This window comes from Bacteroidota bacterium (genome assembly GCA_016195025.1).
In the GTDB taxonomy this organism is placed as follows: domain Bacteria; phylum Bacteroidota; class Bacteroidia; order Palsa-948; family Palsa-948; genus Palsa-948.
In genome coordinates, this window is record JACQAL010000033.1 from 1 (window position 1) to 15,560 (window position 15,560).

The 15,560-nt window shown below is 41.4% G+C and carries 12 protein-coding genes and 1 tRNA gene; 4 read left to right on the plus strand and 9 right to left on the minus strand.

The window, feature by feature from the left end; translation table 11 throughout:
- Together HY063_06100 and HY063_06105 are read right to left on the minus strand one after the other, a co-directional pair.
- Positions 1–677, minus strand: a 677-nt coding sequence (locus HY063_06100; protein MBI3501350.1) for a hypothetical protein, incomplete at its 3' end; no start/stop codon positions are given.
- Positions 678–691: 14 nt separating this feature from the next.
- Positions 692–1,045 (minus strand): hypothetical protein, encoded by a 354-nt coding sequence (locus HY063_06105; GenBank protein ID MBI3501351.1) that lies wholly within the window; start codon positions 1,043–1,045, stop codon positions 692–694.
- A 135-nt stretch (positions 1,046–1,180) separates the two neighbouring features.
- On the opposite strand from HY063_06105, the gene HY063_06110 reads away from it, so the two are divergent.
- Both HY063_06110 and HY063_06115 read left to right on the plus strand, forming a co-directional pair.
- Positions 1,181–1,462, plus strand: coding sequence for a response regulator transcription factor (locus HY063_06110; GenBank protein MBI3501352.1), 282 nt, complete (start codon positions 1,181–1,183; stop codon positions 1,460–1,462).
- A 52-nt stretch (positions 1,463–1,514) separates the two neighbouring features.
- Positions 1,515–1,739 (plus strand): hypothetical protein, encoded by a 225-nt coding sequence (locus HY063_06115; protein ID MBI3501353.1) that lies wholly within the window; start codon positions 1,515–1,517, stop codon positions 1,737–1,739.
- A gap of 24 nt (positions 1,740–1,763) precedes the next feature.
- On the opposite strand, the gene gyrB is transcribed toward HY063_06115, so the two are convergent.
- A complete protein-coding gene (gyrB, locus tag HY063_06120; GenBank protein MBI3501354.1) occupies positions 1,764–3,752 on the minus strand; it encodes a DNA topoisomerase (ATP-hydrolyzing) subunit B in 1,989 nt (662 codons plus the stop codon).
- A gap of 217 nt (positions 3,753–3,969) precedes the next feature.
- On the opposite strand from gyrB, the gene HY063_06125 reads away from it, so the two are divergent.
- The gene (locus HY063_06125; GenBank protein ID MBI3501355.1) at positions 3,970–5,316 is read left to right on the plus strand and encodes an FAD-dependent monooxygenase; all 1,347 of its coding nucleotides are present in this window, start codon (positions 3,970–3,972) and stop codon (positions 5,314–5,316) included.
- Here the strand turns inward: HY063_06125 and HY063_06130 are convergent.
- The 6 genes from HY063_06130 to HY063_06155 all read right to left on the minus strand — a co-directional run bounded on the left by HY063_06130 (position 5,313) and on the right by HY063_06155 (position 12,534).
- Complete coding sequence (locus HY063_06130) at positions 5,313–7,235, minus strand: tetratricopeptide repeat protein (protein MBI3501356.1); 1,923 nt, start codon at positions 7,233–7,235, stop codon at positions 5,313–5,315. The two genes, HY063_06125 and HY063_06130, sit on opposite strands and share 4 nt — an antisense overlap.
- Before the next feature lie 2 nt (positions 7,236–7,237).
- Positions 7,238–9,412 (minus strand): SpoIIE family protein phosphatase, encoded by a 2,175-nt coding sequence (locus HY063_06135; protein ID MBI3501357.1) that lies wholly within the window; start codon positions 9,410–9,412, stop codon positions 7,238–7,240.
- 12 nt (positions 9,413–9,424) lie between these two features.
- Entirely contained in the window at positions 9,425–10,747 is a 1,323-nt protein-coding gene (der, locus tag HY063_06140) for a ribosome biogenesis GTPase Der (GenBank protein ID MBI3501358.1), read from the minus strand.
- A 39-nt stretch (positions 10,748–10,786) separates the two neighbouring features.
- Positions 10,787–11,665 (minus strand): GTPase Era, encoded by an 879-nt coding sequence (gene era / locus HY063_06145; protein ID MBI3501359.1) that lies wholly within the window; start codon positions 11,663–11,665, stop codon positions 10,787–10,789.
- 43 nt (positions 11,666–11,708) lie between these two features.
- Positions 11,709–11,780, minus strand: a tRNA-Glu gene (locus tag HY063_06150).
- 61 nt (positions 11,781–11,841) lie between these two features.
- Entirely contained in the window at positions 11,842–12,534 is a 693-nt protein-coding gene (locus tag HY063_06155) for a hypothetical protein (protein MBI3501360.1), read from the minus strand.
- A 69-nt stretch (positions 12,535–12,603) separates the two neighbouring features.
- Here HY063_06155 and HY063_06160 point away from each other — a divergent pair, with 69 nt between their 5' ends.
- Positions 12,604–15,558: a T9SS type A sorting domain-containing protein gene (locus HY063_06160; GenBank protein MBI3501361.1), complete on the plus strand. Its 2,955-nt coding sequence runs from the start codon at positions 12,604–12,606 to the stop codon at positions 15,556–15,558.
- Positions 15,559–15,560 lie beyond the last annotated feature (2 nt).

A 15,560-nucleotide genomic window follows, 5' to 3' on the forward strand; every position in this document is an offset into this window, starting at 1 on the left:
AGTTCGCCAATGTTTCCTTTAGAATCCTCGTAGAGGGCGCTGTGCCATGCCACTTTGCGCAAATCCTTGTCTTCAAAATGCACCGTGAAAAATCCGCGTTTGGCATCGCCCATGTATTTGAACTGGTCTGCCGAAGGCACATTGCTGTCGGCAGTAATGGCGGTGTAAATGCGCGTGGCTTTCACATCATCGGGGTTGCCCTTGCCTTTTTTATTCGGATGATGCACTTCGAGCGTGTGCAGCAGGTGCATGGTTTTTTTCACCGCGAGTTCGGGCTCTTTGCCGGTGGCGGTGGTTTTTTGTGTTCGGGTGGAATCGGCAAGCACGGTGCCGCGCTTTACATGAAACTTTTCGCAATCGGCAACCGAACCGAATGCGCCCACTTTATCAAGCAGTTTATGCCCTATGGTTTTATCGTGGTCATAGAGCAGGCAGTTTTTAATGTTCTGCTTCAGCAGGGTGGTAATGTCGGTGGTGCGCGAAACTTTTTTGTCAATCCATTTTAAGTAAAGCGGGTTGTCAATGTTCCGGAAAGCCGTCCACTGCTGGCTTTCTGCCTGTGTCCATCCCCAGGTTAAATAGCGGTTATTCTGGGTTTGGTAGTCATCCGTATCATCCACGTAATCGTGGAATTTGGGAATGCTGGTGGGAATTCTCCCGTGTGCTCTTGTACTCATGGCATTAATTTTTTTTAGTTATTATTTGTTTTTACATTTTTTGCAACGAATAGTGCCGTTTGAGACGTCTCACAGTAAGTTTGAGACGTCTCACAGCAAGTTTGAGACGCCTCACAGCAAGTTTGAGATTTCTCAAAATAAGTTTGCGCTTTCTCTAAATAAGTTTGCGCTTTCTCCCGGTGAAGCGGAGAATACTCCAACAGCGCCAGAGATGCCTCAAGGTAACTTTCCATTAACTCAAGATAAATTTGAGATGACTGAATTTTATTTTCTTCTTTTCCCGATTTCATTTTTGCTTGCCTTGAATTCATACTATAAAGGTAAAACGCCCTTTCATTATTTGCAAATGGTTTTGCAGTATATTTCATACTGCACATGCAGTATTTTTTATACTGCATTTTTAGAAATACAACAGAACATCGGGATGAATGGAAGGTTGGAAGAAAAGGCATTCTTCTTGTTAAGTAAAATATTAATAAGGTAGAATCGTTAAAGCAATTGCAATGAGTGAAGAGAAAAAGAAAATAGACCTGAAAAAAATTATTGGCGCGCTGCTGCGCGCGGGCTATGAACTTACCAAACGCCAGGCGGAAATATTCCTGCTGATTGCCCAGGGAAAAAAAGATAAGGAAATTGCCGGCTTGCTTTATATTGCGCCCTCCACCGTGCGCACGCATCACGAATGTATTTTCAAAAAACTTGCCGTGCACAGCAAAGCCGAATTAGCCGAACTGGCAAAACAACTTGGGCTGCTGCCTGTAAGCATTCCGTTTTCGGAGAATTGAAAAGAAAAAATAGTTGCACGAAATTTGTTTTACAGGTGAAAAAAGGAAAAAGATGGGAAAGAACAAATACCACGAACAACAGAAAGCCGCGCAGGATGCCCGCAAGAAAAAGAAACCATGCCGGAATAAGGCAGCGTATAAAACCGAAGAGGAAGCATATCAGGAAGGACAAAGAACTTACCACTGCCCTCACTGCGGCAAATGGCACCGCAGCGGAAGTTTGGCAACACTTATGAGCGACCTGAAAAAGAAAAAGAAAAGGAAAAGAAAGTTATAATACGTACGGGCAATAATTCCGCAATCACGCATCAATCTTAGCATACTTAGCATTCCTTTCAATAAATTCCCTGCGGGGCGGAACATCATCGCCCATCAGCATTGAAAAAATTCTATCCGCTTCGGCAGCAGATTCAATTGTAATTTTTTTGAGAATGCGGTTTTCGGGATTCATGGTGGTTTGCCATAATTGTTCCGCATTCATTTCTCCTAAGCCCTTGTAGCGCTGCACTCCTACTAAATGTTCTTTGCCTTCACCTCCTGCCAATTCTTTAATATGATTCTGGCGCTGCTCTTCGTTCCAGCAATAGCGTTCTTCCTTTCCTTTCTTCACCAAATAAAGCGGAGGAGTTGCAATATAGATATAGCCCTGCTCGATGAGTTCTTTCATATAGCGGAAAAAGAAAGTCATAATCAGAGTTGTGATATGGCTTCCGTCCACGTCCGCATCGGTCATGATGATTATTTTATGATAGCGGAGTTTCGCGATGTTAAGTTTTGTTTCGGTCTCGTTGGTTTCTTCGTTTTTAATTTCCTCGCGTGAAACTCCTATCGCAGTAAACATATTTCGGATTTCTTCGTTGTCATAAATTTTATGCTCCATCGCTTTTTCCACGTTCAATATTTTTCCGCGCAGCGGAAGTATCGCCTGGAAAGCACGGTTCCTTCCCTGCTTGGCAGTTCCTCCTGCCGAGTCACCCTCCACTAAAAAGATTTCGCATTTGCCCGGGTCGCTGTCGGAACAATCAGCCAGTTTTCCGGGAAGCCCTGTTCCTGTGAGCGCGCCTTTCCGCTGCACGAGTTCTCTTGCCTTGCGTGCGGCATTGCGCGCTTCCGCGGCAAGAATTACTTTGCTCACCAATATTTTTGCCGAGCGCGGAGTTTCTTCGAGATAATTCTGGAGAGTTTCATTCACCATGGATTCCACTGCGCCCATCACTTCGGCATTGCCGAGTTTTGTTTTTGTTTGTCCTTCGAATTGCGGCTCCTGCACTTTCACGGAAATCACCGCAGTTAATCCTTCTCGGAAATCGTCTCCGTCTAATTCGAATTTCAATTTATCCAGCATGCCTGATTTCTCCGCGTATTTTTTCAGCGTGCGCGTTAATGCTTTTCTGAATCCCGCAAGGTGAGTTCCTCCTTCGTGCGTGTTAATGTTGTTTACATACGAATGAAGGTTTTCATTGTACGAAGTGTTGTACTGCATGGCAATTTCGATGGGAGTTCCGTTGCGCTCGCCTTCCATATAAATCACATCGTCAATCAGGCGCTCGCGCGTTGCGTCAATGTAGCGCACGAACTCTTTCAGTCCGCCTTCGGAATGAAAAGTTTCGGTGAGAGGATTTCCTGCTTCATCTTTCTCGCGCAAATCAGTAAGCGTAATTATTATTCCGCGGTTCAGAAAAGAAAGTTCGCGCAGGCGCGAAGCCAGCGTTCCGTAATTGTATTCGCTCACTATGAAAATCGTGTCATCGGGCTTAAAAGTGACAATCGTTCCTGTTTTATCCGAAGTGCCGGTTTCTTTCACATCGTACTGCGGAATTCCTTTCTGATATTCCTGCTGAAAGATTTTCCCTTCGCGGTGAACTTCTGCTTTCAGATGATTAGAGAGTGCGTTCACAACCGAAACGCCTACACCGTGCAATCCGCCTGAAACTTTATACGAGTCCTTGTCAAACTTTCCTCCTGCGTGAAGCACAGTCATCACCACTTCCAGCGCTGACTTTTTTAATTTCGGCTGAATGTCGGTTGGAATTCCGCGTCCGTCATCTTTTACGGTGATGGAATTATCTTCGTGAATAAAAACTTCTATGTTTTTGCAATGGCCAGCGAGCGCTTCGTCAATGGAATTATCCACCACTTCATACACAAGATGATGAAAACCTTTCGTGCTCACATCCCCGATATACATCGCGGGGCGTTTGCGAACCGCTTCCAATCCTTCGAGAACGGTAATGCTTTCACCGGAATAATCTCCGGATTTTTTCTTTATTTCTGCTGTTGTTTCTGACATGCTATTTAAAGTTTTTGGCGATTAATTTTTATGTGCGCTAATGTAACGATTCCACTTTACTTGTATTGTATTTCACCTATGAAAAAGGGGGTACTTATTAACATTTTTATACTCAAAAAGAGGAAGTTAAAACTTATAGTTTTTAGACCGAAAATTACCTGAAATCATGTAATGTTCCGAAGGAATCCCTTCGGGAGAATTCTTACTTTTGGCAACGATGGATTCAGGAAAAAATTTTACAATAGTTGGTGCCGGATTGGTTGGCTCTTTACTTGCAATCTATCTTTCCAAGCACGGATATAAAATTTCTGTTTACGAACGCAGGCCTGATATGCGGAAAAATAAAATGTCAGCCGGGCGTTCTATTAATCTTGCTCTGAGCGACCGCGGTTGGAGAGGATTGGAAGGAGTGGGCATTGATGATGAAGTGCGCAAAATTGGAATTGCGATGAAAGGAAGAGAGATTCATAACTTAGATGGAACAATTGCCTTTCAGCCCTACGGAAAACATCACCAGGCGAATTATTCGGTGAGTCGCGGGGGATTAAATTGTTTGTTGATGGATTTGGCGGAGAAGAATGGAGCGAAAATATTTTTTGACGAACGCTGCACGCATGTGAATTTGAAAACTGCTGCTGTTACATTTGAGAATACACATACGAAAAGAAATTCTACTGCTACGAGCGATAGAATTTTTGGAACGGACGGAGCTTTTTCCGCTTCGCGTTTGTCTATTCAATTAGGCACGGATAGATTTTCCTATTCTCAAACGTATCTTGACCACGGCTATAAAGAGTTAACGATTGCTCCCAATGCGAAAGGAAATTTCGCGATGAACGCAGATACCTTACACATCTGGCCGCGAGGACAGTATATGCTGATTGCGCTTCCGAATCTTGATAAAACTTTTACCTGCACTTTATTTTTTCCGTTCGAAGGAGAAAAATCTTTTGCCACGATTGATACCGAAGAAAAAGTAAAAAAGTTTTTCAATGAAATGTTTGCCGATGCAGTTCCGCTCATGCCTACATTGGTCGAAGATTATTTCCGAAACCCTCCTGCTTCGCTTGCAACCATCCGCTGTTTCCCATGGAGTTTCGAAGATAAACTTCTCCTTCTTGGAGATGCCGCGCATGGTATCGTTCCATTCTTCGGACAGGGAATGAATTGCGGATTTGAAGATTGTGTAGTACTGAATAAATTAATGGATAAGTACGGTGAGGACTGGAAAAATATTTTCCACGAGTTTGAAACGCTGCGCAAGCCCGATGGAGATGCAATCGCAGAACTCGCTGTAGAAAATTACATCGAGATGCGCGATAAAGTTGCCGACCCAAAATTTCTTCTTCAGAAAAAAATTGAAGCCCGCTTCTCCGAAAAATATCCTGATAAATGGACTCCGCTCTATGCAATGGTCACTTACCGCACTGACCTGCGCTACTCAGAAGCATTAACCAAAGGCAAAGCCCAGGAAGAAATAATGAAGAAGATTATGGCAATGCCGGGGATTGAAAGCAAGTGGGATTCGGAAGAAGTGGAGAAGGAAATTCTGAAAATGATTTAAGCAGGAGTTTCCGCGCCCATTGGGGTTTCGCTGCGCTCAACAAAATACATTTCTATTTCTCCTTTGTTCTTTGCCGGAATTTTTCCGCGGAACTTGAATTCTAATCCTTCAAGGTTTTGAAAACCTTGAAGGATTTGATAGGTTGCTCCTGAAATATTTATTTTCCCTGCTTCACCTGAAGATTCCATTCTGCTGGCGGTGTTCACGGTATCTCCCCAAATATCGTAAGCGAATTTTTTATCACCCACCACTCCGGCTGTGACAGGTCCTGAGTGAATTCCAATTCGTAAATTCCATTTTCCATTTCGTGCAATCATCCATTGCTGAATTTCCAATCCCGCCTTCACAATATTTTCTGCGTGATTTGTGTTGGAAGTGGGCAATCCACTGGCGCACATGTAGGCATCTCCGATTGTTTTGATTTTTTCAATGTTATACTTGGAAATTATTTCGTCAAACTTTTTGAATAGAAAATCTAATTCGGAAACTAATTCTTCCGCAGAAAGTTTTTCGGCAATGGCGGTGAATCCTTTGAAGTCGGTAAACATTACAGTTACACTCTCGTAATATTTTGATGATGCTTTTCCTTTTTGCTTCAACTCTTTTGCTGTTTCAACAGGAAGAATGTTCAATAAAAGTTTTTCGCTCTTCTTTCTTTCCCTGAAAATAAATATCGAAAGTAAAACAACTATCAACAATCCACCAACTACTGACCAGATAATAATCTTCTGACGGTTCAACTGGGCATCTTGTAATTCTTTGTCCTTATTTAATAAGGTAATCTGCTGTTCTTTCTTCTCAGTTTCATACTTGGTTTGCATTTCGGTGATTTGCTTGGAGGATTCCTCATTCAGCAAAGAATCTTTCATATCCGAAAACAGTTTGTGATATTCGTACGCGTTTTTGAAATCGTTTTTTCTGGAATACACTTCGGATAAAATCTTGTATCCATCGCTCAACTGTGGCTTTGCCTGAATTTCTTTTGCAACAGACAGACCTTTCATCAGATATTCCAATGCCTTAGGGTAATTATTCTGCCTGTAATAAAGTTGCCCGATATTCATAAGTGAATTGCCAATGCCGTTTTTGTTATTTGTTTCTTCAAATAAATCCAGCGACTTTAAAAAATATTTCAAGGAGGAAGATTCGTCTCCTAATTTTAAATAATCATCTCCAAGAATTACCAGTGATTCTGCTGTTCCTTTTTTGTCATTGATTTCCTCGCGCACTTTTAACGCGCGAAGATGATAATCCAGCGCCTCGCGATAACTTCCTTTCTTTGAAAAAACTTCCCCGATATTATTAAGCGAAATGCCGATGCCTTCTTTATCGCCAATCTCTTCCCGGATTTTCAGTGACTTTAAAAAGTAGTCAAGCGAATTGGTGAAATCACCTTCTTCACCATACACCATTCCCATATTGCTGAAAGAAGAAGCCACACCCTGCTTGTCGTGCATTGCTTCGCGCGTTTTGAGCGCAGCAAGATAATTTTCCAGTGCCTTTGAAAATTTTCCCTGATGGTAATACACATTGCCGACATTATTCAACACCGCGGCAATTCCGGCTGAATCTTTTATTTCCTTATATATACTTAAGGAAGAAAAATTATTTTCCAGTGCTTTGTCATATTCTCCCCGGTAGCGGTAAATAGTGCCGATGGTATTATAACTTGAAGCGATGAATTTTTTATTCCCCAGTTTTTTTCCTAACGCCAGCGCCTGATTAGCATACTCCATTGCCGGTTCAGGTTTTTTTCTGCTGAGCAGGGTAGATAAATGCAGTAGGATTTTTTCTTTGCTTGAATCTTCTTTAGCGGATGAAAGAATATTTTTCAGCGAATCGATTTTTACCTGTTGGGAAAAGGAAAAAAGTGGAATCAGAATTACAAGCAGTAAAAAATAGTTAATCTGGTTTAGCATCTTTATAAAATTTTTATCCCTATCACCATGATATCATCTGTCTGCTCCATGCTTCCGCGCCAGTTTTCAATGTACTCATTCAAATATTTTTTCTGCTCTGCCATTGATTTATTCTGGATAGACATCAACACTTCTTTGAATTTTTTTGTCATAAGTTTTTTCTCCGTAGGGCTAAACTGGTCAGCAAAGCCATCGCTGAACAAATAAAAGGTTGTCGGCTCAGAAATCGAAATCGTTGTAGAAGCATACGGAGCGCTTCCGATTTCTTTTACTCCTGCAATGGAATAACGCTCTCCTTTTACTTCATTAAAATTTCCGTTTACGAAATAATATAATGGACGAACTGCTCCGGAAAATTGAACTTCACTTTTTTGTTTATTAATGGAAATAATTGCAGCGTCCATTCCATCTTTGGAATCGCGCTTTGTAATATCCCTGTTCAGCGAAAGAAGAACTTGCTTGTGCAACTCATCTAAAATTTTAGAAGTGTCAGTTATTCCCTGCTCACTCACAATTCTTTTCAAATGATTATGCCCGACCATGCTCATGACAGCGCCCGGAACTCCATGACCGGTGCAATCCACTGCAGCAACAATTATTTTTCCTTCTACTTCGGAAAAGAAATAAAAATCTCCGCTCACAATATCTTTCGGCTTGAAGAGAACAAAACTTTCAGGCAACATTTTTTTAATTTGTTCTTCAGATGGAAGAATGGCATCCTGAATCCTTTTCGCGTAATTAATAGAATCGGTAATGTCTTTATTTTTTTCTTCAATGACTTTTTTCTGCTGAACGACTTCTTTTGTCCGCTCGGTAACTTGTATTTCTAAATTCTCTTTTTGTTTAGCAAGTATTTCCTGCTTTTCTTTTTCCTGCGCTATTGATTTCGCGGATAAATCTTCTACTTCAATTAATTTCTTCTGAAGTTTTTTATTTGTCCGCGCAGAATCGCGGGCGAGGTAAACACTCATGGATAACGGAATTGCAATGGTTGCGTAGGTAAAGAGCAATCCGATTAAAGCCCCCATCCATCCGCGCGCGGTGATCATGGTGTTTCCACCTGTTGCGTTTAGGATTCCAAGGATGAGAAGAAATAAAACGGTGGTGATGATTCCTACTCCGATTATCCACGCGCCATCGCGTTTTTTAATGATGGCAGTGATGATGATTCGAAGCGATTCGATTGCAAAAAGTGACATGATAAAAATTCCTCTGTAAGGCACCTGCACATGAAATATTTTCAAAACAAAATCTGCGATGAAAATGGAAATCCAAAGCCAGAATATTTTCGGAATTTTATTATTGAGAATGGTGTAGAGCATAGCGAAAAGCGCGGGCATGTAAAAATCCTGTGTTAGTTCCATGGGTGTTGCGATGGACATGGTAACATCCGGATTCAGAATGTCGAGATTGATAGTAAGCAGTCCAAAAAAAGTTCCGAATGCTCCCGAGAAAATGCTGTAGAATAAATTCGCTTTGTTTGCGCGATAAAACAAAAACATCATGAAGTGAAGAATGCTCAGCGCAATAAAAAAAGTGAAGTAGAAAATAAAAATTACAGTTACAGCTAAGGATCCGGTGTATTTAAATAGTTGGCTTTCCCTGAATTTTCCAATCTTCATATCAAAACCAGCGAGATCGTTGATGTGTTTGTTAAAATATTTCATCGCGGTGGAATTTGCATAGCGCACGGCAATCACATTATCTGTTTTTGTAAAAAGAATATCCAACGGAAGATGCTGCGGGTCGAAATGAATTTCAGCCGCGGGATTCGCAGTATTTATTTTTCCGAGTTTATGAATAAGTTTTCCATTCAGATAAAATTCTGAAGCGCCATTTTGTGAAATCATCAGCGCGAGCGTTTGATTCAGCAGAGAAGTATCAACATGCAGGTGAATCCGAAACCAATAAACTCCGCTAAAAGTTTTCTCAGTCATTTTAGATAAATCGCAATCCGGAACTATTGTGTCCCACTTACTGTCATCAAATTCTGATTTCGACCAGAGAGAATCATCTCCCTTTTTGTAAATCCAGTTTTTATCTATGAGAAGTCCTGGATCAGAGTATGTATTTTCAGCAACTACGGGAAGAGAATCCAGTTTGAAAACGCGCTGATTTTGAGAATAAGAAAAATAATAAGCGAAGAAAAAAAGAAGAATAGAAAAAACTTTTTTCATTGCTCAAATGTATTACTTCTTTCTGAAGTATATCTGCATCGGCACTCCGCAGAAATCAAATTTCTCCCGCAGTTTGTTTTCCAGAAACCGGCTGTAAGATTCTTTAATAGCCTTCGGAAAATTGCAATAGAAAATAAAAATGGGAGTGTTGGCAGGAATCTGAACTGCGTGAGAAATCTCAACCAGTTTTCCTTTTTCCGATGACGGCTGGTTTGCTTCGATAACCGGAAGCATGGTCTCATTCAATTCTTCGTCTAAAATTTTTTTCTTTCGATTCTGAAAAACTTTTTCCGCTGTCTCAACTACTTTCATAATGCGCTGTTTCTCCAGCGCGGAAATAAAAAGCACAGGAACATCGCTGAACGGAGCAATTTTTTCTTTCACATAATTTTCAAAAGCTTTTGCCGTTTCAGTTTTCTTTTCAATCAAATCCCATTTGTTCACGAGGATCACAACTCCTTTTTTGTTTCGCTCGGCAAGACGGAAAATATTCACATCCTGCGCTTCCATTCCCAATTGTGAATCGAGCATCAGCAACACCACATCGCATTCTTCTATGGAACGGATGGCGCGCAGGTTGGAATAAAATTCCACGTCATCTTCAAATTTTCTTTTCTTTCTTATTCCCGCTGTGTCAATCAACAAAAATTCGCGGTTGTATTTTTTATAGTGCGTATGAATCGCATCGCGCGTAGTTCCAGCAACGGGAGTTACGATGGCGCGCTCTTCGCCCAGTAAAATATTCAGCAGAGAAGATTTTCCCGCGTTCGGTCTTCCAACAATGGCGTATTTCGGAAGATGAGAAAAATCATCCGCCTTTTTATCGGGGAAAGAAGAAATCACTTTATCCAGCAGTTCTCCTGTTCCTCTTCCGGTCATGGAAGAAATGCAATGCACATCTCCCATTCCGAGTTTGTAAAATTCTCCCGATTGATTTTCTTTTTCGTGTGTATCGGCTTTGTTGGCAACAAGAAATATTTTTTTCTCTTTGGAATTTTTCATGATGGAAGTCCGCAGAAGAGACGCGACTCTTTCATCCTGCGCGGTGAGTCCTGCCATCACATCAACAAGAAATAAAATTATATCTGCTTCTTCCAAAGCAATTTCAACTTGCCTTCTGATTTCTTTTTCGAAAACATCCGAGGAACCGAAAACATATCCTCCTGTGTCAATCAGAGAAAATTCTATTCCGTTCCATTCCGATTTTCCATAGTGGCGGTCGCGCGTAACACCTGCAACTTCATCCACAATTGCTTTGCGCATGCCGAGCAAGCGATTGAAGAAAGTTGATTTACCCACGTTCGGGCGACCGACTATTGCAACAGTGTTTGACATCTGCTAAATACTAATTTGTACGAATGTACTAATCGCTTCTTATTCGAGGTAGCCAAACTTTTTCAGTTTGTTTTCTTTTTCCCGCCAGTCCTTTTCCACTTTCACAATGGTTTCGAGAAAAACTTTTTTGTCGAGGAATAATTCTATTTCTTCTCTTGCTTTCGTACCGAGTTTCTTCAACGCGCTTCCCTGTTTGCCTATGAGAATTGCTTTTTGTCCTTCGCGCATTACGTAAATGATGGCGCGGATGCGGATAATATTTTCTGCTTCTTTGAATTCCTCCACTACAACTTCTGTAGAATACGGAATCTCTTCATGAAAGAGAAGAAAAATTTTTTCCCGTATGATTTCAGAAATAAAAAAGCGCTGTGATTTATCGCTTAGTTCGTCTTGGGGAAAATACGGAGGTGATTCCGGTAAAAGAGAAATAATTCTTTTAAGAATGTAATCTGTATTAAACTTTTCCAGTGCAGAAACAGGAATTACTTCTGCATTTGGAAGAATTTCTTTCCATTCTTCCACTTTTTTCTCCAGTAAATTTTGTTCTCCCAAATCAATTTTATTTATCAGCACAAGAATGGGACATTCTAACTTTTTCAGTTTCGATAAAGTTTTTTCATCAATGGGATTTTTATCTTTTATTTCAGTTAGAAATAAAATCATATCTGCATCCTCCAATGCTTCGCTTACAAAGTTCATCATCGCTTCGTGAAGTTTGTAATGAGGATTTACGATTCCGGGCGTATCCGAATAAACAATCTGGTAATCTTCGCCATTCAATATTCCGCGAATGCGGTGGCGGGTGGTTTGTGCTTTGTGAGTTACAATAGAAAGTTTTTCTCCGAGAAAAGCATTCATCAGCGTTGACTTTCCAACATTCGGCTTGCCGATAATATTTACAAAACCACTTTTATGCAACTAAATAAAAATCCCCTCCGTGATGTGGAGAGGATTTTTTTAGTAGCCCGTACCGGAATCGAACCGGTGTTTCAAGGATGAAAACCTTGCGTACTAACCCCTATACGAACGGGCCAAAAATTTTAAGAACGGGTTGCAAAACTATAAAAAATATCGTATGGAGTTTGGCGGGAACTTTACTCAATCTGGTCGCTGTCCGCCTGAAAACGGAAGCCGAGGCGCTTGCCGGTTTTGATGCGCATGTTTTCGCTGGCTTCGAGAATTTGTGAAACAGAAATTTCCTGCATCTCGTCAAAAGGCGGAGTGAATAAATCGAAGTCGAGCGCGTAAATGATGGCGGACTCCACAATATTTCTCAGCGTTTTCTTTTCCACCACAGCGCTTGCGAAATCGTTGTATAAAAATCCGAGTTGGCGTTTTCCTTCCACAAAATAATGAAGTTCATTATTGATAAAGACGCGCGCAATCATGTAGCCCACATCGTTCACGCGGTTATATTTGAAAGAATCGGCAAGAAAATTATAAATGTTAATCATTCCGCAGAACGAACGCGAAGGATTATCGCGCACATAGGAAGTTTTCCACATCGGGTGGCTTTTGTCAAACTCAAAAACATTTGTGTGCATGTGAAAAAATAAAACATCGCCTGCCACTTTGAGTTCAATTTCATAGGGACCTTTTTCGCGGTAATCAACCAGAATGCGCGTGTCAATTCTGCCGGCTTCAATTTTAAAATCTGCCACCACTTCTTTCACCACTTCTTTCAAATCTTCAAACACGCTGATGTTTTTATGAAATAAATCCTGCTTGAGAGAAGATTTTTCTTTCAATAATTTTACAATGAGTTCTTTTCCCGTGGGCTTTGACATGAAAACGATTTTATCTATAGCAAAAGTAAAGATATTTTCTATCTTTACTCACGCCATAATTTTTCTCCTATGAAACATATTTTACTCTTTTCTTCTTTTCTTTTTTCAGCGCTGTTTGGTTCGGCACAGAACATTCATAAATCCATTCACCAGTTGCAATCGGAAGAATATTCGAAATATAATTTTACCACCGAGCAGCAATGGGATGAATTGCGAGCGAAGAAAAATGAAATGGCGGTGAAGAAAATTTCTACCGTTCAATCCAACTGCATTCTGAATAAACGGGTTTTCGGATGGAATCCTTACTGGGCGGGAAGCGCATATAATAATTACCAGTGGAATTTACTTTCCGACCTCTGTCATTTTTCTTACGAAGTGGATGCAACAACCGGCAATGCCATTTCTACACACGGCTGGAGCACCGATGCGGCAGTGACGGCAGCAAAAAGCAATGGAACAAAAATTCATCTCTGCGCAACCTTATTTTCCAATCACGCAACTTTTCTCACGAGTTCTTCCGCCATGAATACATTCATCAGCAATATTATTTCTCTTCTCAATTCGCGCGGAGCAAACGGAGTGAACATTGATTTTGAAGCCGTGCCTTCTGCGCAAAGCGCAAATCTCACTGCCTTCTTTCAGAACTTATGCAATCAGGTGCACGCGGCAAATCCCTCGTATGAAGTTTCTGTGGCGCTGCCGGCTGTGGACTGGAGCACCGTGTATGATATTCCCAACCTGAAAAATTACATAGACATTTTTATTATCATGGGTTACGATTATTATTACAGCGGAAGCACAACGGCTGGACCCAGCGACCCGCTTTATAATTTTGAAACTTCCTATAATTACACGCTCACAAAATCTATAACCTATTATTTGAACAAAGGAGTTCCCAACGGAAAACTTTTGCTCGGGCTTCCTTATTATGGAGAAGAATGGCCCACCACTGCGCTCACCATTCCTTCTTCAACGACCGGCAGCGGAAGTTCAAGAACTTTTACTGTTGTAAAGACGAATGCGAACGGATATTATTCCAATCCAAAATTTGATGCAAACAGTTATTCGGTTTACTATGCATTCAATAACGGAACCGACCGGCAACTTTTCATCAACAGCCAGTACAGCATGGAAAAAAGATTTGACATTGTAAATGAATTTGGAATTGGCGGAATCGGAATATGGGCGCTGAGTTACGATGACGGCTATCTGGATTACTGGAATGCAATTCAAAATAAATTTTCAAACTGCACGGTGGTGAATTGCACCGATACCATTTTTGACATGGGCGGACCCAACCGGAATTATTACAGCAATGAAAATTATACGTACACCATTGCTCCGGCAAACGCAACGAGTGTTTCGCTTGCGTTTTCTTCTTTCAACTCCGAAGCCACGAATGATTACCTGAAAATTTATGACGGACCTTCAACCGCTTCTCCGCTCATCGGAACTTATTCGGGAACTGCAAGCCCCGGAACAATTAATTCTTCCGGCTCATCGCTCACGCTGCAATGGTTTTCAAACGCAAGCACGGTGAGCAGCGGCTGGTATGCTACATGGAATTGCACGGCAGATAATATTCCTCCCACCACGCAGGTTTCTGTTCCGAACAATTGGGTGACGCAAAACTTTACCGCAGCTTTTACCGATGCAGATAATATGAACGGCAGCGGAATTCAAAAAAGTTTTTACTCGGTGAGCGATAACAACGGAACGGAATGGCGGGCGAATGACACGCGCGGATTTTTCAATGATAATTTTAATCAGGCATCTATTCATCCCGATTGGAAACCGTACCAGGGAATTTGGGCAATTAACTCGGGTGTTCTTGAACAAAGCGATGAGAACAACGGCAACACAAATATTGCCGCAGCGCTCACGCAAAATCTTTCCAACAGATATTTATATCACTGGCAGGGAAAAATTTCCGGCAGCGGAACCAATCGCAGAGCGGGATTTCATTTCTTCTGCGACAACGATAGTTTGCCCAACCGCGGCAATTCGTATTTCGTTTGGTTTCGCGTTGACCAGAACCAATGCCAGTTTTACAAAGTAGTGAACGATGTTTTCACTCTTGAAAACACCGTGCCGATGACTGTTGCCGCAGGAACTTTTTACGATTACAAAGTAATTTACGACCGCATCAACGGAAAAATGGAAATGTACCAGAACAATAATTTTCTCGGAAGTTGGACAGACCCTTCGCCTTATGCCAACGGAAGTTATGTTTCTTTCCGCAGCGGAAATTCCAACTGGCAGGTGGATGACTTTGAAGTTTTCCGTTCGAGAAATTCTTCGGTGACAGTTACAGTTGGCGCGGCATCAACAAATGATATTCGCTATCAAAGTCCGAACCCGGCAACTCCTGCGGGAAATATAAAATCTATTTGCTATGACAACGCTGGAAATCTTTCAGCCATTTCTTCGCAAACTGTTTTGGTGGATTGGACTCCGCCTTCTTCGGTTGCGGTGAATGACGGAACTTCTTCCGACATTGACACTACTTACTCTAACACGCAACTCGATGCAAACTGGACTTCTTCTTCTGACCCGAATTCGGGAATTGCAAATTACTGGTATGCAATTGGAATTTCTGCGGGCGATACAAGCGTGGTGGGCTGGACGAATAACGCAAGCAATACTTCCGTAACAAAAACCGGTTTGAGTTTAACCTACGGGCAGATTTATTATTTCTCGGTGAAAGCAGAAGATGGCGCAGGATTATTTTCTTCTATTACTTCTTCCGATGGGCAACTGGTATTGAATCCGAACGGGGTGAATGAACTGAATAACATGGAAACTATTTCTATTTATCCGAATCCTTCTTCGGGACAGTTTACGGTCTACAGTTTACAGTTTCCGGTTCAAATACAGGTTTACAATATGCTCGGAGAGAAAATTTATTCTTCAATCGTAAACTCGAAACTCGAAACTGTAAACCTGAGCGCAGCAAATGGAATTTATTTTCTGAAACTAAAATCGGAAAGCGGAGAAAAAATTCTGAAACTGATTGTGGAATAAGA